The organism is Sphingobium sp. LSP13-1-1.1 (genome assembly GCF_040676415.1).
GTDB lineage: Bacteria > Pseudomonadota > Alphaproteobacteria > Sphingomonadales > Sphingomonadaceae > Sphingobium.
Genome location: NZ_JBEGHU010000002.1, coordinates 1 through 22,414, shown reverse-complemented (window position 1 = coordinate 22,414; position 22,414 = coordinate 1). Strand labels below are relative to the sequence as shown.

General features: G+C 67.5%; 19 protein-coding genes. 9 read left to right on the top strand and 10 right to left on the bottom strand.

Annotation, left to right across the window (positions count from 1 at the left end; translation table 11 throughout):
- The first annotated feature begins 88 nt into the window (after positions 1–88).
- Both MRBLSP13_RS02990 and MRBLSP13_RS02985 read left to right on the top strand, forming a co-directional pair.
- On the top strand, positions 89–1,009 hold the full coding sequence (locus tag MRBLSP13_RS02990; RefSeq protein ID WP_363736843.1) for a LysR family transcriptional regulator: 921 nt from the start codon (positions 89–91) through the stop codon (positions 1,007–1,009).
- Positions 1,010–1,196: 187 nt separating this feature from the next.
- On the top strand, positions 1,197–1,841 hold the full coding sequence (locus tag MRBLSP13_RS02985; RefSeq protein ID WP_363752626.1) for a class I SAM-dependent methyltransferase: 645 nt from the start codon (positions 1,197–1,199) through the stop codon (positions 1,839–1,841).
- A 40-nt stretch (positions 1,842–1,881) separates the two neighbouring features.
- Here the strand turns inward: MRBLSP13_RS02985 and MRBLSP13_RS02980 are convergent, their stop codons facing one another.
- The 3 genes from MRBLSP13_RS02980 to cysD are packed head-to-tail and all read right to left on the bottom strand — an operon-like array spanning position 1,882 to position 5,452.
- Positions 1,882–2,631, bottom strand: a complete 750-nt coding sequence (locus MRBLSP13_RS02980; RefSeq protein WP_133654902.1) for a 3'(2'),5'-bisphosphate nucleotidase CysQ — start codon at positions 2,629–2,631, stop codon at positions 1,882–1,884.
- Between the two features lie 2 nt (positions 2,632–2,633).
- Positions 2,634–4,541 (bottom strand): sulfate adenylyltransferase subunit CysN, encoded by a 1,908-nt coding sequence (gene cysN / locus MRBLSP13_RS02975; RefSeq protein ID WP_363752623.1) that lies wholly within the window; start codon positions 4,539–4,541, stop codon positions 2,634–2,636.
- Positions 4,541–5,452 carry a sulfate adenylyltransferase subunit CysD gene (gene cysD / locus MRBLSP13_RS02970; RefSeq protein ID WP_363736908.1) on the bottom strand — a complete coding sequence of 304 codons (912 nt, stop codon included), beginning with the start codon at positions 5,450–5,452 and terminating at the stop codon, positions 4,541–4,543. The genes cysN and cysD overlap by 1 nt, the downstream gene beginning before the upstream one ends.
- Positions 5,453–5,537: 85 nt before the next feature.
- On the opposite strand from cysD, the gene MRBLSP13_RS02965 reads away from it, so the two are divergent.
- Entirely contained in the window at positions 5,538–6,626 is a 1,089-nt protein-coding gene (locus tag MRBLSP13_RS02965; RefSeq protein WP_363736846.1) for a helix-turn-helix transcriptional regulator, read from the top strand.
- 246 nt (positions 6,627–6,872) lie between these two features.
- Positions 6,873–8,453, top strand: coding sequence for an ABC-F family ATP-binding cassette domain-containing protein (locus MRBLSP13_RS02960; RefSeq protein WP_363752620.1), 1,581 nt, complete (start codon positions 6,873–6,875; stop codon positions 8,451–8,453).
- Here MRBLSP13_RS02960 and MRBLSP13_RS02955 read toward each other — a convergent pair.
- Entirely contained in the window at positions 8,423–9,379 is a 957-nt protein-coding gene (locus tag MRBLSP13_RS02955; RefSeq protein ID WP_363752617.1) for a LysR family transcriptional regulator, read from the bottom strand. The two genes, MRBLSP13_RS02960 and MRBLSP13_RS02955, sit on opposite strands and share 31 nt — an antisense overlap.
- 111 nt (positions 9,380–9,490) lie before the next feature.
- Between MRBLSP13_RS02955 and MRBLSP13_RS02950 the strand changes: the two genes are divergently transcribed.
- The gene (locus MRBLSP13_RS02950) at positions 9,491–10,543 is read left to right on the top strand and encodes an aromatic ring-hydroxylating dioxygenase subunit alpha (protein ID WP_363752615.1); all 1,053 of its coding nucleotides are present in this window, start codon (positions 9,491–9,493) and stop codon (positions 10,541–10,543) included.
- 117 nt (positions 10,544–10,660) lie between these two features.
- On the opposite strand, the gene MRBLSP13_RS02945 is transcribed toward MRBLSP13_RS02950, so the two are convergent.
- Genes MRBLSP13_RS02945 through MRBLSP13_RS02920 form a run of 6 tightly spaced genes read right to left on the bottom strand, consistent with a single transcriptional unit; the run spans position 10,661 to position 17,462 of the window.
- Positions 10,661–11,137, bottom strand: coding sequence for a YaiI/YqxD family protein (locus tag MRBLSP13_RS02945; protein ID WP_133654848.1), 477 nt, complete (start codon positions 11,135–11,137; stop codon positions 10,661–10,663).
- Positions 11,138–11,189: 52 nt separating this feature from the next.
- Positions 11,190–11,411 carry a hypothetical protein gene (locus MRBLSP13_RS02940; protein ID WP_363736851.1) on the bottom strand — a complete coding sequence of 74 codons (222 nt, stop codon included), beginning with the start codon at positions 11,409–11,411 and terminating at the stop codon, positions 11,190–11,192.
- A gap of 47 nt (positions 11,412–11,458) precedes the next feature.
- Entirely contained in the window at positions 11,459–14,671 is a 3,213-nt protein-coding gene (locus tag MRBLSP13_RS02935) for an efflux RND transporter permease subunit (protein WP_363752612.1), read from the bottom strand.
- A gap of 3 nt (positions 14,672–14,674) precedes the next feature.
- A complete protein-coding gene (locus MRBLSP13_RS02930; protein ID WP_363736853.1) occupies positions 14,675–15,796 on the bottom strand; it encodes an efflux RND transporter periplasmic adaptor subunit in 1,122 nt (373 codons plus the stop codon).
- Positions 15,796–17,064: a TolC family protein gene (locus tag MRBLSP13_RS02925; protein ID WP_363736854.1), complete on the bottom strand. Its 1,269-nt coding sequence runs from the start codon at positions 17,062–17,064 to the stop codon at positions 15,796–15,798. Before MRBLSP13_RS02925 ends, MRBLSP13_RS02930 begins: the two co-directional genes overlap by 1 nt.
- A gap of 59 nt (positions 17,065–17,123) precedes the next feature.
- Positions 17,124–17,462 carry a hypothetical protein gene (locus MRBLSP13_RS02920; RefSeq protein ID WP_363736856.1) on the bottom strand — a complete coding sequence of 113 codons (339 nt, stop codon included), beginning with the start codon at positions 17,460–17,462 and terminating at the stop codon, positions 17,124–17,126.
- Positions 17,463–17,623: 161 nt separating this feature from the next.
- On the opposite strand from MRBLSP13_RS02920, the gene MRBLSP13_RS02915 reads away from it, so the two are divergent.
- The 4 genes from MRBLSP13_RS02915 to MRBLSP13_RS02900 all read left to right on the top strand — a co-directional run bounded on the left by MRBLSP13_RS02915 (position 17,624) and on the right by MRBLSP13_RS02900 (position 21,956).
- Entirely contained in the window at positions 17,624–17,920 is a 297-nt protein-coding gene (locus MRBLSP13_RS02915) for a putative quinol monooxygenase (protein ID WP_363752610.1), read from the top strand.
- Between the two features lie 12 nt (positions 17,921–17,932).
- Positions 17,933–18,589 (top strand): glutathione S-transferase, encoded by a 657-nt coding sequence (locus tag MRBLSP13_RS02910; RefSeq protein WP_363752608.1) that lies wholly within the window; start codon positions 17,933–17,935, stop codon positions 18,587–18,589.
- 85 nt (positions 18,590–18,674) lie between these two features.
- Positions 18,675–19,400 (top strand): HAD family hydrolase, encoded by a 726-nt coding sequence (locus MRBLSP13_RS02905; protein WP_363752605.1) that lies wholly within the window; start codon positions 18,675–18,677, stop codon positions 19,398–19,400.
- Positions 19,401–19,556: 156 nt separating this feature from the next.
- Entirely contained in the window at positions 19,557–21,956 is a 2,400-nt protein-coding gene (locus MRBLSP13_RS02900; RefSeq protein ID WP_363752602.1) for a hypothetical protein, read from the top strand.
- Positions 21,957–22,414: the final 458 nt, after the last annotated feature.

Genomic DNA, 22,414 nt, shown 5'->3' with positions numbered 1-22,414 from the left:
CTCTCCTGCGGGTGGATGGCCTTGCTATAGACCCGCCGGCTTTGCGGATATACGGGTATGTCGACACATTTGTTGTGCGGATTTGCCCATGCTGAATTCCGATGAGCTGCGCCTGTTCCTGGCCGTGATGCGGGAGGGCAACATGCTGGCCGCTGCCCGCAGGGTCGGCGTTGACCATAGCACGGTTGCCCGGCGCCTGACCAATATGGAGGCGACGCTGGGCGCCCGGCTGTTCGATCGCAGCCCGCGCGGGGTGACGCCTACGCCCGCCGCCTTCGCACTGGTTTCCCATGCCGAGCGGATCGAGAGCGAGCTGCTCGCCGCGATGAGCAGCGTCGCCGGGCGCGACCGGGAAGTGGAGGGGACGGTGCGGCTCGCCACGCCGGAAGCCATTGCCAGCCATCTGATCGCCCCCAATGTGGCGGCCCTGCGCGCGCGCCACCCGCGCCTGACGCTGGAGCTGGCATCCGAAAGCAAGGTAGCGAGCCTGTCGCGGCGCGAGGCGGAAATCGCCGTGATGCTGAAGCCGCCGCCCCGGGGCCGCTTCGTGACGCGCAAGCTGGCCGATTATCGCCTCGGCCTTTACGCCTCCAAGGCCTATCTGGAGCGGGAAGGGGCCCCGGCGACCCGCGCCGACCTTAGCCGCCATGTCTTCGTTTCCTATATCGAGGAGCTGGCCGGCTTTGCCGAGATGATCGCCCTCGACCAGTTGCTGCCCGGCGCGTCCATCGTCTTTCGCGCCAGTTCCAGTGCGGCGCAGCATGCGGCGGTGGCGGCGGGCATGGGGCTGGGCGTGCTGCACCGCTTCGCGGCGGCGGAGGATGAGCGGCTGGTCCAGCTTTTCCCCGAGTCGACGCCGGAGTCGATGCCGGGGTCGATGCCGGGGTCGATGGAGGTCTGGCGCAGCTATTGGCTGGTCATGCATGCCGATCTGCAGAGGCTGCCTCGCGTGCGCGCGGCCGCCGATTTCCTGGACGAGGTCATGCGGACAGTGCGGGACCGGCTGTAGGACGGATCGATATCAGCGCTGACGGCCTGCAAATGGCGGCCTTTCGCGCTTCCGGTGCGTGCCGGGCGCGGCGGATCCTGATCCAGTTAAGGCGATTTTCCAGGAACCCGGTCCCGTTCCCGCGGGTTTTCCAGGCAGGCTGCAACGCGCTGATTGCGGCATCACGGCATGGGAGAGTGGAGCAGTCGTGGCGATATCGTTCGAACATCGGATGGCGCGGGGCGCATGGGGTGAAGCGCAGGGCCGCGGCACGGACCATCTGGCTCTCGCCTTTCGCGAGTTCTTCAAAAATCCGCTGGCGGTCGGCTCTGCCTTTCCCGCTTCGCATGGCCTTGTCGAAAGGATGCTGGCCCCGATCGACTGGAGCCGGATGGAATGCGTCGTCGAATATGGACCGGGTACGGGCATCTTCACCCGTGCCCTGCTGGATCGCCTGCCCGCCCATGCGCGGTTGCTGGCGATCGATACCAGCGCGGGCTTCATCGATCATCTGCGCAGGGTGACGCCGGACGGGCGGCTGGTCGCGGTCGCCGGTTCGGCCGATGCCGTACGCGGCATCATGACCGGTCACGGACTGGGCCGGGCGGACTGCATCCTGTCGGGCCTGCCCTTCTCCACGCTGGCGCCGGATCGGGCGGAACGGCTGATGAAGGCGAGCGCGGGGGTCCTGGCGCCTGACGGGCGGTTCCTGGCCTATCAGATGCGCAAGGCCGTGCTCCCCCTGCTGGAGCGGCGTTTCGAGACGGTCGAGACGGGTTTCGAATGGCGCAATCTGCCGCCCTGCCATCTCTATTGGGCGACGCGGCCGCGCTCCCTCCTTCCCTCCCCTTGAAGGGGGAAGGGACGATTTTGCTCTTTCCGCGTCCGGGGCTTCAGTCGCCGGTGGGAGTTAGAGCGGCGATGAGATCCAGCACCCCCTGCGCATGCTCCTTCCGGCAGATCAGCAGGTCGGGCAGATAGACGTCCTCCTGATTATAGACCAGCGGCGATCCGTCGATGCGGCTGCAATGCAGGCCGTGGGCGAGCGCCACGGCGACCGGGGCGCAACTGTCCCATTCATATTGGCCGCCCGAATGCAGATAGATGTCGGCCTGCCCCAGGATCACCGCCATCGCCTTTGCGCCCGCGCTGCCCATGGGGACGAGCTCCGCGCCCAGCCTTTCCGCGACGGCGACCGCTTCGGCGGCCGGGCGGGTGCGGCTGACCACCATGCGCAGCTTTTCCGGCGCGGGCGGAACGGGGCGGGGCTGGTCGGTGCGCAGCACGACGCCGCCGTCCAGTCCGGGCAGCGCGACCGCGCCCACCGTCGCCACGCCGTCCACCGACAGGCCGACATGCACCGCCCAGTCGGCGCGTTCCTCCCCATATTCGCGCGTGCCGTCGACCGGATCGACGATCCAGACGCGCGACTTTTCGAGGCGGGAGCCGTCGCACTTCATCTCCTCCGACAGCAGGCCGTCATCGGGACGCTGTTCGCGCAGGGCGTGGACCAGGAACTGGTTGGCGGTCTGGTCGCCCGCCTTGCCCAGCGCCTTGGCGCCGAGCAGGCCGCTGTCGCGCACCGTGAGCAGCAGGCGCCCCGCAATGTCGGCCAGATGCGCGGCAAGATCAGCGTCGGTCATGCTCATGGGATCAGCCTCGCGATGATGGCTTCGGCCGCTTCCTCTGCGGTCATGGCCGTGGTGTCGATCCGGATTTCCGGATCCTCCGGCGCTTCATAGGGGCTGTCGATGCCCGTGAAGTTTTTGAGTTCGCCCGAACGCGCCTTCCTGTAGAGGCCCTTGACGTCGCGCGCCTCCGCGTCGGCCAGCGGTGTGTCGATATGCACCTCGATGAACTCGCCGGGCTTCATCATCTGGCGCACCATGTCCCGTTCCGCCCGGAAGGGGGAGATGAAGGCGGTGATGACGATCAGGCCCGCATCGGTCATGAGCTTCGCCACCTCGCCCACGCGGCGGATATTTTCCACCCGGTCGGCGTCGGTGAAGCCCAGATCCTTGTTGAGGCCGTGGCGCACATTGTCGCCGTCCAGCAGGAAGGTGTGGCGGTTCATGCGCGCCAGCTTCTTTTCGACGAGGTTGGCGATGGTCGACTTGCCCGCGCCCGACAGCCCGGTGAACCACAGCACGGCCGGCTTCTGGTTCTTGAGGTTGGCGTGGAATTCACGGGTGACGTCGGTCGCCTGCCAGTGGACGTTCTGCGCCCGCCGCAGCGAGAAGTGCAGCATCCCCGCCGCCACGGTGGCATTGGTGATCTTGTCGATCAGGATGAAGCCGCCCAGCGTGCGGTTGGTTTCATAGGGTTCGAACACGATCTGCCTGTCGGTCGACAGATTGGCGATGCCGATGGCGTTGAGGTCCAGCGTCTTCGCCGCCAGATGCTCCATCGTGTTGACGTTGACCTGATATTTGGGTTGCTGGATCGTGGCGGTGACGGTCTGCGTGCCGAGCTTCAGCCAATAGGGGCGGCCCGGCAGCATTTCCTCGTCCGCCATCCAGACGATCGTCGCCTCGAACTGGTCGGCGGCCTGCGGCGGATTGTCCGACGCCGCGATCACGTCGCCGCGCGAGCAGTCGACTTCATCGGCAAAGCACAGCGTGACCGACTGCCCGGCGACCGCGACATCCAGGTCGCCGTCAAGCGTGACGATGCGGCTGATCGTGCTGGTCTTGCCCGAAGGCAGGACGCGGATCGCATGGCCCGGCCTGACCGTGCCGGTGGCGATCTGGCCGGAAAAGCCGCGGAAGTCGAGATTGGGGCGGTTGACCCACTGGACCGCCATGCGGAAGGGCTTTTCCTGATCGGAGACCTGGTCGACCTCCACCGTTTCCAGATGCTCGATCAGCGCTGGTCCCTTGTACCAGGGCGTGTTGGCCGAAGGGCCGGTGATATTGTCGCCCCTGAAGCCGGAAATGGGCATGGCGGTAAAGGCCTTGATGCCGATCGACTGGGCAAATTCGGTATAGTCCTTGACGATGCCGTCGAACACCGCCTGGTCATAGTCGACCAGATCCATCTTGTTCACCGCCAGCACGATGTTCCGGATGCCGATCAGATGGGCAAGATAGCTGTGGCGGCGGGTCTGCGTCAGCACGCCCTTGCGCGCGTCGATCAGGATGACGGCGAGGTCGGCGGTGGATGCGCCCGTCACCATGTTGCGCGTATATTGTTCATGGCCGGGCGTGTCGGCGACGATGAACTTGCGCTTTTCCGTCGCGAAGAAGCGATAGGCGACGTCGATGGTGATGCCCTGTTCGCGTTCGGCGGCGAGGCCGTCGACCAGCAGGGCGAAGTCGATCTCCTGCCCCTGTGTGCCCACGCGCTTGCTGTCCGCCTCCAGCGCGGCGAGCTGATCCTCGAAGATCATCTTGCTGTCATAGAGCAGGCGGCCGATCAGCGTCGACTTGCCGTCGTCCACCGACCCGCAGGTGATGAAGCGCAGCATCGTCTTGTGCTGGTGCACCTCCAGATACTGGTCGATATCCTCCGCGATGAGGGCGTCGGTCTTGTAGATCACATCGGCGTCCGACATCAGAAATACCCTTCCTGCTTCTTCTTTTCCATGCCCGCGCCGCCGGCATCCTTGTCGATGGCGCGGCCCTGGCGTTCGGAGGTGGTGGTGAGCAGCGTTTCCTGGATCACCTCCGGCAGGGTCTTCGCTTCGCTCTCGACCGCGCCGGTCAGCGGGTAGCAGCCCAGGGTGCGGAAGCGGATCGACCGCATCACCGGCTCCTCGCCGGGCTTCAGGGGGAAGCGTTCGTCATCCACCATCAGCAGCATGCCGTCGCGCTCCACCGTGGGGCGCTCCTCCGCGAAATAGAGCGGCACGATGGGGACGTCGTTCAGGTGGATATATTGCCAGATGTCCAGCTCGGTCCAGTTGCTGATCGGGAAGACGCGGATGCTCTCGCCCTTGTTCTTGCGGGCGTTGTAGAGGTTCCACAGTTCCGGGCGCTGGTTCTTCGGATCCCAGCCGTGCGACGACGTGCGGAAGGAGAAGATGCGTTCCTTCGCCCGGCTCTTCTCCTCGTCGCGGCGGGCGCCGCCGAAGGCCGCGTCGAAGCCGTAGAGGTTGAGCGCCTGCTTCAGCCCCTCCGTCTTCCACATGTCGGTGTGCAGCGGGCCATGGTCGAACGGGTTGATGCCGCGTTCCTGCGCTTCGGGATTGTGATAGACGAGCAGCTCCATGCCCGATTCCCGCGCCATGCGGTCGCGCAGTTCGTACATCGCCTTGAATTTCCAGGTGGTGTCGACGTGCAGCAGCGGGAAGGGCGGCGGCGAGGGGTAGAATGCCTTGCGCGCCAGATGCAGCATCACGGCCGAATCCTTGCCCACCGAATAGAGCATCACCGGCTTCTCGGCCTCTGCCACGACTTCCCGCAGGATATGGATGCTTTCCGCCTCCAGACGCTCCAGATGCGTCAGCCTCTTCGAATCGATCATCATTCACCGCCTTGTGTTGTGACAGCCTGATGGCAGAAGCGGTGAGGTACTGGACCTCCCATATGGGAGGATATACATATTAGCCATGCGACTGGACGATGGCGGATTATTGGCGGCTCTCCATGAGGGTATGTTCGAGCAACCCCTTTGGCACGGGTTCCTCGACAGGTTGCGGGCGCGATCCGGGGCGGCCTATGCCAGCCTCGCCTTCCGCCCGGTGGATGAGGAGCGGATCGTCGAGCTGTATGCCGGGCCGCCGACGCCGCTGCACCTCGACCGGCTGTTCAACCAGAAATATGGGCGCGATCCCCTGCCCTATCGCCGGATGCGGGAGGCGCGGGTCTATACGCTGGACGAACTGCTGGATCCCGGCGACGCGGTGCAGCAGGGCTATCGGGCGGAATTCCTGCAACCGCTGGGCATCACCAACATGCGTTCGGTGCGCGTGACCGAGCCGAGCGGCATGGATGCCTGGCTGAGCTGCGCGGGGGGGAGGGAGCTGGGGTCGGGCGTGGGCGCGCTGATGACCGCGCTGGTGCCGCATCTGCGCATCGCGCTGCGCAGCTTCGTCGCGCTGGAGCGGGAAAAATTCCGGTCTTCGGTGAATTCGGAGGCGTTCGGGCGGCTGAACTTCGGCTGGCTGACGCTGGACGCCCAGTGCCGCATCGTCGACATGACGCCGCATCTGGAGCAGCTTTTCCAGCGTTCGCGACTGCTGCGCAGGGGGCGTTACGACCGGCTGATGCCGGCGTCTCCGGCGATCGACCGGGAAATGACCGCGCTGGTCAAGACCTTTGCCGCCGATCGCGAGGCGCGGCCGAGGGCGATCAACCTGAGCCGCGATCCGTTGATGGACATGCTGGTCCGGCCGATCCAGGATCGCTCGCTGTCCGTGCCGTCGGCACCCGTCGCCATCGCCTATATCAGCGGCGACCGATGGTCGCAGGCGGACCGTTGCGACCAGCTGGTCGACCTGTTCGGACTGTCGCCCAGCGAGGCGCGGCTGGCCTGGGCGATCGCGCAGGGCATGTCGATCAGCGAGGCGGCCGCCGACCTGGGGCTGACGGTGGAAACGGCGCGCAACTATTCGAAGAAGATCTATGCCAAGACAGGGGCGCGGGGGCAGGCGGAGCTGGTGCGCAATATCCTGACGGGTGTGCTGGCGCTGGCCTGAGGGTGGCCGGTCCATTCGCGGCGCGGCCGCTGGCAGATTCCGCCATCCGGGAGGAAGCGCGCGAAGATTGCGGTGGACATGGTGCTTCGTTCAGGCCAGGATTCCCGTGGCCGCCAGAGCCTGATCTCTCCATGGACCGGGATGCAGTGGCGAGCGAGCGGATGACCCGACAGGAAGGACTTACGACCATGGATGACCGGATGACCAGCGCCCCTTGCCCTGTTGTCCCTGTTCGTCATGGTGTCCATGTCCGCTTTTCTCACATTATCCAGCCTGTCCGCCGCCACGCCTGAAGGGCGGACGCTTTTCCATGACCTGACCCTGTCGGTCGGCGCCGAGCGCATCGGGCTTGTCGGGCGCAACGGGTCGGGCAAGTCGACATTGCTGCGCATTGCGGCGGGCGCGCAGGCGCCTTCGTCCGGCAGCGTTCATCGCGGCGGCACGGCCGCCATGCTGGCCCAGAACTGGCGCAGCGACCAATTGATCGGCGAGGCGCTGGGCGTTGCCGAGGCGCTGGCGATCCATGCGCGTATCGAGCAGGGCGAGGGGACCGAAGCGGATTTCGACGCGGTCGACTGGATGCTGCCCGCTGCGGTCGACGCTGCCCTTGCCGATATCGGGCTGGCCGGAGTGGACATCGAACGGCCGATGGGCAGCCTGTCGGGGGGCGAGCGGACGCGCATCGGGATAGCGCGCCTCGCGATCGAGCGCCCCGATCTCCTGCTGCTCGACGAGCCGACCAACAATCTCGACCGGGAAGGCCGCGCCGCGATCGAGCGGCTGGTCGCGACCTGGCCGGGCGGCGTGCTGGTCGCGAGCCATGACCGGGCGCTGCTGGAACGCATGGACCGAATCGTCGAACTCAGCCCCATCGGCATCCGCATCGTCGGTGGCGGCTGGTCCGCCTTTGCCGCCGCGCGCGACGCCGATCAGGCGCGGGCGGAGGTCGAGCGTGATCGCGCCGACGCCGCGCTGCGCGCGACCCGTCTCGCCGCGCAGGCCGCGCGGGAGGCGAAGGACCGGCGCGACAGGGCCGGCCGCGCCTTTGCCGAGAGGGGATCGGAACCGAAGATCCTGCTGGGCGCGCGGGCGGAGCGGGCGGAGAATAGCGGCGGCCATGCGCGGCGCCTGGCCGAACGGCAGATAGACGAGGCGGTTCATGCCAGCGATGCCGCTCGCGCCCGGGTGGAAATATTGACGCCGCTCGCCATCGACCTGCCCGCCACCGGCATCCCCTCGCAAGCTGAGTTGCTGGCTATGGAGGGCGCCAGCGTCGATCTGGGCGGACGTCGCCTCGGCCCCTGGACAATGGCCATTCATGGGCCGGAGCGGGTGGCCCTGGCGGGTGCGAACGGAACCGGCAAATCGACCCTGCTGCGCCTGGTGACCGGAGCGCTCGCTCCGGTTACCGGCATGGTCCGGCGACGATCCGACCGGATCGCCATGCTGGATCAGCATGGCGACCTGCTGGATGAAGGGGACACGATCATCGGCAACATGCGTCGCCGGCACCCGACGCTGGACGAGGAGGCGATCCATGCGGCCTGTGCCCGTTTTGCCTTCCGTAACCGCGAGGCGCAGCGGATCGTGGGCAGCCTGTCGGGCGGCGAGCGCCTGCGCGCCGGTTTGGCCGTCGCTCTTTCGGGACCCCAGCCGCCCTGGTTGCTGATCCTGGACGAGCCGACCAATCATCTCGATATCGCCTCGATCGAGGTGCTGGAGCGGGCGCTTGAAAGCTTCGACGGCGCGCTGCTGGTCGTCAGCCATGATCGCCGATTTCTCGACGCGATCGGCATTCAGCGGACGGTGGATGTTGGCCGTGAGTGAACCGGGTCGTCGTCCAGCATGGGATCGCGGCCGCCGAACAGATCCGCGATCAGGCGCCGCAGCCAGATGGTGCCGGGGTCATGATGGCTGCGCCGATGCCATAGCTGCTGGATCGGAATGCGGGGCGCGTCGAAGGGAAGGGGAAGGAACTGCAGGCCGGCAAGGCGGGAGAAGATGCGGGCCACGCCATAGGGCACCGTCGCGATCATGTCGGAACGGGCGATCAGCAGCGGCACGGTCAGGAAATGCGGCGAGCGCAACAGCGTCCGCCGGCGCAGCCCCAATGCGCGGATTCGCCGCTCCAGCACTTCCTGGCTGCGGCCTTCCTGTTCGATCATCGCGTGGTCGGCCGACAGATAATCCTCCAGTGACATGGTGGTCGCGCCGTCCCGCCACCCGGCGCGCACCAGGCACACGAAGCCCTGTTCGAACAGCGTCTGGGTGAAGAGATTGTCCCCCTCCAGCCCCAGGAAAAAGCCGAGCGCCAGATCGACCGACCCGTCCGCCAGGGCGCGGCGCAGATCGGGCGGCGCCAGGGTGACCGAACGCACCGTGACCCCCGGCGCCCGTTCCCGCAGGGCGGTCATGAGGTCGGGCAGGAAGGTCAGTTCGCCCAGATCGGAAAGGCCGATGGTGAAGCAGCGTTCCGACCGGGCGGGGTCGAACGGGGCGGCGGTCACGATGTCCGACCGGACCGACGCCATCACCGTCATGACGGGGTCGATCAACCGCTGGGCCACCAATGTCGGCTCCATCGCAGCGCCCTGCCGCACGAAAAGTTCGTCCCCGAAATGCGCGCGCAGCCTTCGCAGTGCCAGGCTGACGCCCGGTTGCGTGACGCCCAGCGCCCGCGCCGCGCCCGACACGCTGCGCTGGGTGAACAGCGCCTCCAGCACGCGGAGCAGGTTGAGATCGAGCTTTTCCATCAGGGAATGATATAGTTTCTATAAGAATTATGCGGGATGCTTATAATCGGCCGTCGCCCTACAGTGCAAGCCGCCGCCGCGCGAAAGGGCGGACGATCCCTGGAGAGAGACATGCCGCGATCCGCCCCCACCCCGAAGCCCTGGCCGAGCGACGCCTGGTACATTGCCTGCACCCCCGACGAACTGGCGGAAAAGCCGCTTGGCCGGACGATCTGCGGCGAACCCATGGTCCTTTATCGCGGCAAGGACGGCAAGGTGGCGGCGCTGGAGGATTTCTGCCCGCATCGCGGTGCTCCGCTGTCGCTGGGCTTCGTGCGGGACGGGGATCTCGTCTGCGGCTATCACGGCCTGGCCATGGCCTGCACGGGTCATGCGGCGTCGATGCCGGGACAGCGCGTGAAGAATTTCCCGCCCATCCGCTCCTACCCGGCGATCGAGCGCCACGGCTTCATCTGGGTCTGGCCCGGTGAGGCGGAGCGGGCGGACGAGGCGAAGCTGCACCCGCTGCCCTGGGCGGAGGATGCGGGCTGGGCCTTTGGCGGTGGCCTCTATCATGTCGCCTGCGATTATCGGCTGATGATCGACAACCTCATGGACCTGACCCATGAAAATTATGTCCATGCGGGCAGCATCGGCCAGCCCGAGATTGACGAGGCGCCGGTCACCACCCGCGTCGAGGGGGATGAGGTCGTCACCACCCGCGTCATGTCCGCCGTGCAGGCGCCGCCCTTCTGGCGCATGGCGCTGCGCAGTGCGGGGCTGCCCGACGACGGGCTGGTCGACCGCTGGCAGATCTGTCGCTTCAGCCTGCCCAGCCATGTCATGATCAAGGTCGGTGTCGCCCTGGAGGGGCGCGGCGGACCTGACGCCGATCCTTCGGCCAAGGCCGCCGCCGTGGTGGTCGATTTCATCACGCCGGAGACCGAACATAGCCATTGGTATTTCTGGGGTTTTGCCCGCCAGTTCGCGGTGGACGATCCCGCCGTCACGGCCTCCATCCGCGAGGGTCAGCGCAAGATCTTCAGCGAGGATCTGGCCATGCTGGAGCAGCAGCAGGAGAATCTGCTGCGCCGTCCGGACCGCAAGCTGCTCAAGCTCAATATCGATGCCGGCGGCGTTCGTTCGCGCATGATGATCGAACGCGCCATCGCGGCGGAGGCATAGAGCGATTTCCAGGCGATCGGAATCGATCGTCGGTCAGGAAATCGCGGCAACAGCAGATCCTTGGCGATTTCCAGGCGATCGGGGCGGGAACCGTACCGGCACCTGCCGCCCGCGTTATCAGGATCGCCGTTTCAGGCGCACGATCGCTTCGTCCAGGGCCGACAGGAAGCGCGACCGATCGGCCCTGGCGAACGGCGCGGGGCCTCCGATGCCGTCGGTCAGCATGCCGGCGCGCAGATCGGCCTTTATCGCCCGCACGGCCACGGCATTGCCGATCGACCCATGGGTGAAGGGCTTGCCGGTCGGCGCGATCACGGCGCCGCATCCCGCCTTCAGGCATCGGTCGGCCAGCAGGATGTCGGCGGTGATGATGATCGATCCGGCGTCGCCCTGCTCGACGATCCAGTCGTCCGCCGCGTCGAACCCGTCGCTGACGATGACGCGGGAGACGAGGGGATGCGCGGGCACCCGGATCAGACTGTTGCTGACGACCACGACCGGCACGGCGTGGCGCCAGGCGACCTTGTAGATTTCCTCCTTCACCGGGCAGGCGTCGGCATCGACAAGGATGTTGGGCGTCGGGGTCTGGCGCATGGCTGACGCTCCATGCACTGCCGCATGGCGATCGTGCAAGGCCGGATCACCGTCATCGCCGGTCATCGGTGGGCGGCTCTGGCCGGGCAGGCAGTTCGTCCAGCCTGGCGAGCAGATCCTTGAACAGCTCGTCATCCCGCACGGGAAAGTGCCGCCGGAATCCCTGGCCGAGGATCTCAAGATCCCTGGCTGTCAGCAGCCCGATGGAAACAATCTCGTCCGGCACGGCATCCTCCTTGCGGCAGGGAACGGTGCGGGAGCGCGCAAGTGCCAAGGATTCCGCCTGCGATATGAAATCTGTCGCCGCGACCCGCCATCCTCTCAGGGGACGGCCGTCCCCGCTGCCCCGCCAGCGTCGCTGGTCGACCCGCGCCTGCCGAAGCGGGCATAGAGGGTCGGCAGCAGGAACAGGGTCAGCAAGGTCGCGGAAACAAGGCCGCCTATGACCACCGTGGCCAGCGGCTTCTGCACCTCCGCCCCGGCGCCGGTCGCAAGCGCCATCGGCATGAAGCCGAGCGATGCGACCAATGCCGTCATCACCACCGGCCTCAATCGCGCCAGCGCGCCCGCCTGAGCCGCCTTGGCGCGATCCACGCCGCGCGCCACCAGATCCTGGATCGACGTCACCATCACCAGTCCGTTGAGCACGGCGATGCCCGACAGGGCGATGAAGCCCGCGGCCGCCGAGATGGAAAAGGGCATGCCGCGCAGCGCCAGCGCCAGCACGCCGCCGACCAGGGCGAGGGGGATGCCGGTGAAGACGATCGCGGCGTCCCGCACGCTGCCGAGCGCGCCGTAGAGCAGCAGGACAATGAGCGCGAAGCAGGCCGGCACGACCAGCAGCAGCCGGTCCCGCGCCGATGCCAGATTTTCGAACTGGCCGCCCCATTGGAGATAGGTGCCGGCCGGCAGCCGCACCTCCCTTGCGATCCCCGCCCGCACGTCGGCGACCACGCTGGACACGTCCCGGCCACGCACATTGGCCTGCACGACGACCCGCCGCTTGCCGTTTTCGCGGCTGATCTGATTTGGCCCGTCGACCAGGGCGATGCGGGCGACGCTGGCCAGCGGCACGAAAGCGCCCGAGGGCGTCGGCACCGGAAGCTGACCCAGCGTCTCGACATTGCTGCGCGCCTCCTCCCCCAGCCGGATCGTGACGGCAAAGCGTCGGTCGCCCTCGAAGATCACGCCGGCGTCGCGCCCGCCCACGGCGGCGGCCAATATGTCCTGCAACGCCCGCGCGCTGATGCCCAGCCGCGCCATGGCGTCGCGATCGGGCTGCACGTCGAGGATGGGCAGCCCTTCGGTCTGTTCCACCCGCACGTCGGTGGCGCCCTTCGTCCGGCGCAGCACGGCGGCGATGCGGTCGGCCGTGCCGCTCATCTGGTCGGCATCGTCGCCGAAGACCTTGACGGCGATGTCGCCCCGGACGCCCGCGATCAGTTCGTTGAAGCGCATCTGGATCGGCTGGGTGATCTCATAGGCGTTGCCGGGCAGCATCGACAGCCGCTGCTCCAGCCGTTCGATCAGCTCCGCCTTGGGAAGGCGCGGGTCGGGCCATTGCGCGCGGGGCTTCAGGATGACGAATGTGTCGGTCGCATTGGGCGGCATGGGGTCGGAGGCAAGCTCGGCTGTGCCGGTCTTGGAAAAGACGAAGCGGACCTCCGGTTCCCGCGCGATCGCGCGTTCGACCTCGAACTGCATCGCCTGGCTCTGGTCGACCGAAGTGCCCGGCACGCGGACCGCCTGGACGAGGATGTCGCCCTCGTCGAGCTGGGGCAGGAATTCCTGTCCCAGCATCGAGAAGCCGGCGATGGCGGCAAGGAATGCCGCAATCCCGATGCCGATCGTCCGGCCCGGCCGGCGCATCGCCGTCTCCAGCCCCGGCTGATAGCGGGCGTTCAGCCAGGACATGATCCGCCCCTCCTTCTCCTCCACGGGTTTCGACAGCAGCAGGGCCAGCATCGCGGGGACGAAGGTCAGCGAGAGGATGAAGGCGAAGGCGAGCGCGAGGATGACCGTCATCGCCATCGGCGTGAATGTCTTCCCCTCCACCCCGTCCAGGGTGAGGAGCGGGACATAGACGAGGATGATGATCGCCTGCCCATAGACGGAGGGGCGTATCATCTCGCGCGCGGCGGCGGTCACCGCGCAAAGCCGTTCGTCGGGGGTGAGCGGCCGGCCCCTGTCATGCTGATGCCCGGCGATCCGTCGCAGGGCGTTTTCCACGATGATGACGGCACCGTCGACGATGAGCCCGAAGTCGAGCGCGCCCAGACTCATGAGGTTGGCCGATACGCCGCCGCGCAGCATGCCGAAGCTGGTGAGCAGCATGGTGACGGGGATGACGAGCGCGGCGATCAGCGCGGCGCGGAAGTTTCCGAGCAGGGCAAACAGCACGACGATGACCAGCAGCGCCCCTTCGGACAGGTTCTTCGCCACGGTGCCGATCGTTGCGTGGACCAGGGCCGTGCGGTCCAGGACAGGCTGGACGATGACATCGGTCGGCAGCGAGGCGTTGATCTCTTCAAGGCGCCGGGCGACGGCGGAGGCGACGGCGCGGCTGTTCTCCCCGATCCGCATCACTGCGGTGCCGACGACGACTTCCCGGCCATTTTCGGATGCGGAACCCATGCGCAGCGCCTGGCCGGTCCGCACTGTCGCGACCTGGTTGAGCAGGATGGGAACCCCCTCCCGCGTGGCGATGACGGTCCGGCCAAGATCGGCGGCATTGCGAAGGCGGGCATCGGACCGGACGGTCAGGCCTTCCCCGTTGCGGTCGATGACGCCCGCGCCGACGGCGCTGTTGTTTTCCTCCAGCGCCGTTGCGAGGTCGCCGAGGCTGAGCTTGAGCGCCGCGAGCCGATGGACATCGGGCGCCACCTGATATTGCTTCACATGGCCGCCAATGGCGTCGATGCCGGCAAGACCCGGCGTGTTCTTGAGCAGGGGAGCGACGATCCAGTCCTGCACCGTGCGCAGATAGGTCGCCTGATCGGACGCGCCGACCAGCCGCTCGCCCTCCGGCGTGATATAGCTGCCGTCGGGCTGGATGCCGGGTTCGCCGGGCGCATGCCGGTCGTCCTCGCGGTGGGCCAGATGGACGGTCCACATATAGACTTCGCCCAGCCCCGTGGCGATCGGCCCCATTTCGGGCGTGACGCCAGCGGGCAGGCTCTCTTCCGCGCCGCGCAGCCGTTCGGCGACCTGGGCCCTGGCGAAATAGATATCGGTGGATTCGGTGAAGACGGCCGTCACCTGGGCAAAGCCGTTGCGGCTCAGCGAACGGGTATGTTCAAGGCCCGGCACGCCCGCCAGCGCGGTCTCTATGGGAAAGGCGACCTGCTTTTCGACCTGTTCGGGCGACAGCGCGGGCGCGCGGATGTTCACCTGCACCTGGTTGTTGGTGATGTCGGGGACGGCGTCGATGGGCAGGCGGCTGAGCGCCCAGGCGCCGATCACGGCCGCGATGAGGGTGACGAGCAGCACAAGCCAGCGCCGCTCGACCGAAAAGGTCACGATACGCCCGATCATGGATCAATCCTCGTGCGTGGCTTCGCTCTTTCCGAGCTCGGCTTTGAGAGTGAAGCTGTTGGCGACGGCGATCTGTTCGCGGCCGGTGAGGCCCGACAGGATGGTGGCGGCATCGCCATTGGGCTGGCCGACCGTGACCGGCACGGCCCGGAATCCCTGCGCCACGCGGACGAAGACCGTCGAGCGTCCCTCGACCATCTGGATCGCATTGGCGGGAATCGTCATTCCGCCGCTGCCGCCCGTCACCGCGATGGCGGCGGTAACCGGTTCGCCGACGCGCCATTGGCCGTCGCGATTGTCGATGATGGCGAGAACGGGGACGAGGCGCGTCGTTTCGTCGAGCACTGGGGAAACGAAGCTGACGCGCGCGCCCGTCCTGCGTCCCGGCGCGCTGATGTCCACGCTCGCGCCCGGCCGGATGCGGCCCGCATCGGCAGGGGAAAGCGACAGGCGAACCGCCAGCCGCGAGAGATTGGCGACGCGATAAAGCTCCGCATCGGCGGCCACCATCTGCCCCAGGGTGACGGTGCGGGCGATGACCTGGCCGCTGATCGGTGCGACGATGCCCAGCCGGTTGAGGCCGCCTCCTCCGCCCCCTGCCGCCGCGACCTGCTGCCGCGCGAGGCGCAGCGCGATCCCCGCTTCCGTCGCGGCGGTGCGGGCCGCGATCAGATCCTGTTCGGGCGAAACCCGTTCGGCGAACAGGCGCTGTTCCCGCTGCAGGTTGGACCGGGCGAGCGCCAGACGCGCCTGCGCCGCCTCGACCTCCGCCTTCAGCGATGCGGCCTCGCGGCTTTCGATCACCGCCAGAGTGTCGCCCCTCTTCACCCCCTCGCCCAGATTGCGCGTGAGCGACACCACGCGTCCGCCGATGGCGGCGGACACGACCTGCGTTCCCTGGGGATCGCCCTCTATCGTGGCGGGCAAGGTGATCGCGCCGCCGCCAGTCGTCGGGCGGGCCAGCTCGATGCCCGCGGCGGCGATCTGCTGCGCGGTGAGGTGGATCAGTCCTTCCTCGCCGGCATGCGCCTCCCCCTCGGCATGGCTCTCCGGCGCGGGCGCTTCGCAGGCGGCGAGGGAGGATAGTAGGATGGCGGCCGCTACGGTCCGCTGGAGGATGTTCATCAATTGTCTCCCTGGTCCGGCGCGCGAGCGGTCAATCGCTCCAGCTGCGCCTGTGCGTCATGATAGGCGAGCAGCGCCGCTATGGCGGCTGCCCTGGTTTCGGTGAGCGTGCGTTCGGCATCGAGCAGGTCGAGCTGGCCGAACTTGCCCTCGCGATAGCCGATGCGCGCGATGCGGGCGGCTTCCTCGGCGGCTGCCAGCGCCGGTCCGGTCGCCGTCGCCGCGCCGATGGCGGCGTTCGCGGCCTCCGCCTGCGCGCTGGCTATCGCCTGGGCGACCTCCTGCGCGGCGATGCGCCGCCTGGCTTCGGCGCGGCGCTGTTCCGCCATCGCCTGGCCAACGGCCGCCCTGCCGCCGTTGAAGACGGGGAGGGGGAGGGACAGGCTGAACAGCGCGGCATTGTCATGGGTCGCTTCCAGCCGGCGGGCGCCCGCGCCCACCGTCAGGTCGGGAATGCGCTGGCTGCGGGCAAGCCGCACCTGCGCGCTGCTGGCCGCCAGATCGGCGTCTGCGGCTGCCAGCGCCAGCGTCTGCGCCGGATCCATGGGCGCCAACGGACCCTGGATCGAATCGATGCGATCGAACCAGCTTCCGTCCAGCGGGCCGGGGATGGCCTGCCCGATCCGCTGGGCCAGGGTGAAGCGCGCCACTTCGGCGGATCGCTCCGCCCTGGCAAGCGCGGCCTGCGCATTGATCCGCGTCAGCCCGGCGCGCTGCACCTCGATGGGGGAGGCGCGCCCGGCGCGCACGCGGGCATCCGCGGCGCGCAGGCCTTCTTCGGCAATCCGAAGCTGGTCGCGCGCATTGCCCGTGCGCCGTTCGGATGCCACCGCTTCCGCATAGGCGCGCGTCACCGCCCATCGAAGGTCGGCCGCCGCCATCGCCTGTTCGATCAGGGCGCGATCGCGCTGCGCGCCTGCGACGGCGAGCCGCGCCGACCGCTTGCCGCCCAGTTCCAGCGGAATGGCCACAGAGGATGTCGCCTCCAGGCTCTGCGTGCCGGAATAGGGCCCGGTGCCGGCCACATTTTCAGCTTCGAGCGTGACGACCGGGTTTGGCCGCAGGCCCGCCGCGGCCTGTGCGGCCCTGGATGCGTCGACGCCGGCGGCGGCGGCGTCCAGTGCGGGCGATGCGGCGCCGGCCAGGTCGAGGGCCTGGCTGAGCGTCAGGCCTGGTTGCGCCTTGGCCGCCGGCGCGGACGGCACTTGTGCCTGCGCTGCGGACAGGGATGAGGCGGCGGCAAGCCATGCCGCCAGCAAGGGGTTCATGTTCGGTAACTCCTGACAACTGTTGACCGCCTGCGCGATGCGCAGGCCGGGCGGCAGGGTCAGGCGATAGGCGGCCGCAATTCGGCTCGCGTGGGGGCGGCGCCATGGGGCGAAGAGGTCCAGCGCAGCCTGGCCGTCCGCTGGGCCATTGCGGGTGCGATTTCCGATGCGGCAAAAGCGGCCGCGACATGATGGCCATGACAGCCGCCATGATGGTGGGGATAGGCACGGTCCGCGTCGCCGGACGCCTGCCCCTCATCGTCGCCATCAGGGCTTTCGGCCGCCGAGGGCGACACCCCATCGATGCAGCCGATCGGCTCCATCGCGTGCGCGACCGATGCCGTCGCAAAGGACAGCGTCAGGGCAAGACATGCCAACAGGGCGAACAGCCGGTTCATCGACTCGTCCTTAACGCGGATTTTCCGGCTGGTTGCAAGGAAAGAAATGCCTGTTGCCCGATCGCAGCCCGCTTGATCGGCGCGCCCGATCAGGCATGAGGACATGCAAGGCGGCGGCGCGCTCCCGCAGCGCCCGCTCATCAGCAAAAGGAATCCTGCCCATGTCCGGACCCGTTAAGATCGTCGCCGTCCTGACCGCCAGAGCCGGCAGGGAGGCGGCGCTGTGTGCCCTGCTCGATTCCATGCTGGCGCCCAGTCGGGCGGAGCCGGGCAATCTGCGCTATGATCTATGGCAGGATCAGGCCGATCCCGCTCGCTTCATCCTCGATGAACTCTATGTCGATGACGCCGCGATCGCCGCCCATCGCGCAAGCCCGCATTTCCAGGCCTATCTCGCCCAGATCGGCGATCTCGCGGAGCGCAGCGCCTTCGTGCTCGACGCCGTCGCCATTGCCTGAAGGGGAGGCGGCATGACAGTCCCCATCCTCTACAGCTTCCGCCGCTGCCCCTATGCGATGCGGGCCAGGCTGGCGCTGGCGATCAGCGCCACGCAGGTCGAACTGCGCGAGGTCAGGCTGTCGGCAAAGCCGGAGGCGATGCTCGCCGCCTCGCCCAAGGGAACCGTGCCCGTACTGGTCGCCGCCGACGGCAGGGTGATCGACCAGAGCATCGACATCATGCGCTGGGCGCTGGCGCGGCATGATCCGGAAGGCTGGCTGGACCGCGATGATCCCGCGCTCATCGCCGCCAATGACGGGCCGTTCAAACATGATCTGGACCGCTACAAATATCCGGGGCGGCATGGAGTCGATGCCGAGGGCGCTGCCGAAACGCACCGCGCCGGCGGGCTCGCCTTTCTACACGCCCTGGACGACAGGCTGACCGGATCGCCGCATCTGTGCGGCGCCCGGCGCGGGCTGGCCGACGCTGCCGTCATTCCGTTCGTGCGGCAGTTCGCCGCCGTCGATCCCGGCTGGTTCGAGATGCAGCCGCTCCCCCGCCTGAAGAAATGGCTGTCCGATTATCTGGCTTCGGACCTGTTCGACGCGATCATGCGGCGCGTGGCGCCGTGGTCGCCGCCCCAGGATGATCGCCAGGCGATCGAAACCGGCGGCCAGTCAGGGTGACGACTGCGCCGGAGCGTCCGGGCCCGCAATCCCTGCATCTGCGGGTGCGGCCTATGCACTCGCAAAAGCGCGGCCGAAACGCCACATGGATGGCATGACCGCGTCGACCCTTGCCAGCAGTGAACCCGCCATCCTCAATCGCCGCCTGCCCGATCCGGTGCGCGCGGTGATTTTCGACATGGACGGCACGCTGCTGGATACGGAGGCGGAACATCGCCGCACCATGGCGGAGGCGGCCGCCGCCCTGGGCTGGCCCTTTTCCGAGGCGTTGCAGCTTGCCATGGTCGGCATTCACCGCGATGCGAACCAGGTCATGCTGGCGGAGCATTTCGGCGCGGACTTTCCGCTGGAGCAGTTCTATGCCGACAGCGACCTGCTATTCGAGGCGGCGCTGGAGGCGGCCGTGCCGATGCGCCCCGGTGTCGAGCCGACATTGGCCAGGCTGGCCTCCGCCGGTATCCCCATGGCCATAGCGACCTCCACGGAGGCGCCCCATGCCTGCCGTCGGCTGGAGAAGGCGGGCTTGCTCGACTATTTCGACATTGTCGTGACGCGCAACGATGTCGATCGGCCAAAGCCGCATCCGGAACCCTATCTGCTGGCCGCCAGGCGCCTGGGCGTGGCGGTGACCGATGCGGTGGCGGTGGAGGACAGCTATGCCGGCGTGCGTTCGGCGGCGGCGGCCGGCATCGCGACGGTGATGGTCCCCGACCTGCTGCCGCCCACCGATGCGGAGAGGGGGTTGGTCGCGGCGGTGCTGCCCAGCCTGCACGATCTGGTCGCGCTGATCCTGGACGAACCGAGGGAATAGCCGTTCGTCCCGCGATCCTGACCCTTCGCCGCAAAACCGGTTGCCTCTCTCCGCCTTCTTGGAATTGGGGCCTCCTGGAATTGGCCCCTCTTGGAATTGGAAAGCCGATGTGGGACAGCGGGGTCCGGATCGCTGACAGGAAGATGTCGAAACCCTATGCCGCTGCCCGACCGATGGAAGATCCTGTCCTGGACCTGCGGTGCCGCCGCCATCGCGCTGTCGGCCGCAACGGTGCAGGCGGCCGATCCCGCGCCGTTCGAGCTTGGCGGCCCGGGTCTGCGCATCACCGTCATGCGGGGCAAGGACGTGCTGCCCATCGCGCAGGTGCCCAGCCTGGCCGAAGGCGACCAGCTGTCGATCAGGGCCGACCTGCCGGAGGATCAGGGCACGAGATTCCTGCTGCTCTCCACCTTCCTGCGGGGCGCCACCAACCCGCCGCCCAAGGATTGGATCAGGTCCGCCGAAACCTGGAAGAAGAAGGCGAAGGACAACAGCCTCAGCCTGACCGTGCCCAAGGGCGCGCGGCAGATGACGCTCTTTCTGGTTCCGGAAACGGGCGGCGCGCTAGGCACGATCGAAGATGCGGTACGCGGCAAGCCGGGCGAGTTCGTCCGGGCGACGCAGGAACTGAACCAGGCATCGCTCGACCGGTCGCGGCTGGACGCCTTCATGGCGGCGATCCGGGCGCAGGAAAACACCCATCCTGAATTTCTGCGATCGGTGGCGCCGGCCCTGGCGCGCAGCCTGTCGATGAAGCTCAATGACGAATGTCTGTCCAAGGTGGTCGAGCTTCAGGCCAATTGCCTGCTGGAAAATCGCGAACAACTGGTGCTGGCCGACGTGCACAGCAGTTCCATTGCGGAGACGCTGACCGGCGCGCCCACCGATCTGGCGCTGCAACTCAGTTCCACGCGGGAGGCGGGCTATGGCTTCTACAGTCCCTATATCGGCGTGGTGCGTGACCTGGCGCGGATTTTCGGCGCGTTCAGCAATCCGGAGTTCGACTATCTGCCGACGCTGAGCGTCCGGCGGGACGATGCCGCCGCGCTGCTGCTCAACAAGGCGCCTTCCTTCCAGAAACCCAAATCCGTGCTGGTCGTCGGCATGCCTGCGATCGAGGCGGACAGTCCGCCCCGCCTGCGGAGCGCGGCCAACGGGCCGATCTGCGCCGCGCGCCCCGGCGTGGTGCTTCCTGTCGAAGGCGCGCCGCTCATCTATTCGACCGCCTATGCGCGCGCCATGACCGTGAAGCTGACGGCGGCGAGCGGCGAGACGATCGACTTGCCGGTGGAGGCGCGGGCGGACCGGGGCGGTTATGTCGTCCGGGGCAATGGCCCGCTTCCCGCCGCGTTCCGGGGCACGGTGAAGGGGCATCTTTCCGGCTATTGGGGGTTCGAGCGGTTCGACGGCCCGGATTTCTCGCTGCAACTGCCCGGCGATGCACCCTGGAAGGTGGCTGGCGAGGAACCGACGCTGGTGGTCGGCCGCGACAATGAGCTGGGCCTGACCGGCGAGGCGCCTGCCTGCGTCGAGGGCGTGACGTTGCGGCAAGGTGACGGCGCACCCCAGTCGCTGGCGTGGAAGGTGCAGGGAAACGACACCCTGCTGCTGACGCTTCCCCTGGCCGAGCGCAGGCCCGGTGACATCAGGCTGGAGGTCAAATATCAGGGCATGGCCACGCCAACGGCGCTGACGCTGAAGGCCTATGCGCAGGCGAGCAGGCTGGACACGCTCAGCCTGCATGCGGGGGACCATGAGGCGGTCCTTTCCGGTCAGCGGCTGGATCAGGTCGCGGGCGTCGATCTGGCGGGCATGGCGCTGGTGCCCGATGGGCTGACGCGGGATGGGTCGGTGGATCGGCTGCGGCTGGTCGCGAAGGGGGATGGCGCTGCGCTCAAGGCCGGCGACAAGGCCACCGCGCGGGTGCGGTTGAAGGACGGCCGCACCGTGGATCTTGCCGCAGCGGTAGAGGCGGCGCGGCCCCGACTGACCCTGCTCAGCCGGACCGTTTCGGCGGGGACGGCGGAGGGACGCCGGCTGCAGCTTCAGGGCGAGGGCCTGTTGCCCGACGATGGACGGCTGGTCTTTTCGGTACGGGCTGAGGAGGGCGGCGCCTTTCGGCAGGATGACGTGCTGGAGATCGCATCGGCGGATGGCGCGAATGCCGTCAGGCTGAGTGGCCCCAACGGCCTCAGGCTCTCCGGCCCGGAGGTCATGGTCGCGACGCTCGATCCGGCGACGCTGGCGCCCGCGGCGGGGCCGCTCCGGTTCCGTCTGCTGCGCGGCGAGGGGGCCAGCGACTGGCAGCCCCTGGTGACGCTGGCCCGCCTGCCGCATATCGACGGCGTCAGTTGCGAGGCGCGCTATTGCACGATCAAGGGGCGCGACCTGTTCCTGATCGATGCGGTGGACGGTACGCCGGGCTTCCAGAAACCCACGGTCGTGGCGCAGGGTTTCACCGGATCCAGCCTGCAGGTGCCGGCGACGCGGGACGGCAGGTTCTACATCCGGCTGCGCGATGCACGGGACCAGGCAGTCATACTCAACGCGAGCTGATCTCCGCTCAAAGGAAGCCGAACCTCCGGGAGGGCGGGCGAGCGGAAACCCGCCTTTTCCCGCGACCGGAGGAAATTTTCGGAAATCCTATTTTTCCTGTTGACCGACTCATTCGACGCGCCTAGATGCCACTCCACCGACGCGGTGATGCCCTCCGGTTTTCGCTGCGCACGGTCGCCAATATCAAGGATGGCCAAATCCTCGGAAGATTTTTCGAGGATCCATGGTTGTCCGCTTCTGATATTTGGTTGTGAGGTTCTTTGACATTGTAGATTGATGAAGGGACATGTGGGCGGCGGCTCCGGGTTCTGACGGCTTCTGGGCGTCGGAAATTCGGTTAAAGCAAGCCATTACTCACAATGTCCTTACACACCATGTAAGATTTGTGCAGGAATGGCTCCTAGAAATGAGCGGTTCTATCTTGGGATTATTCCTCCTGGGATAGGATCGGACATCAA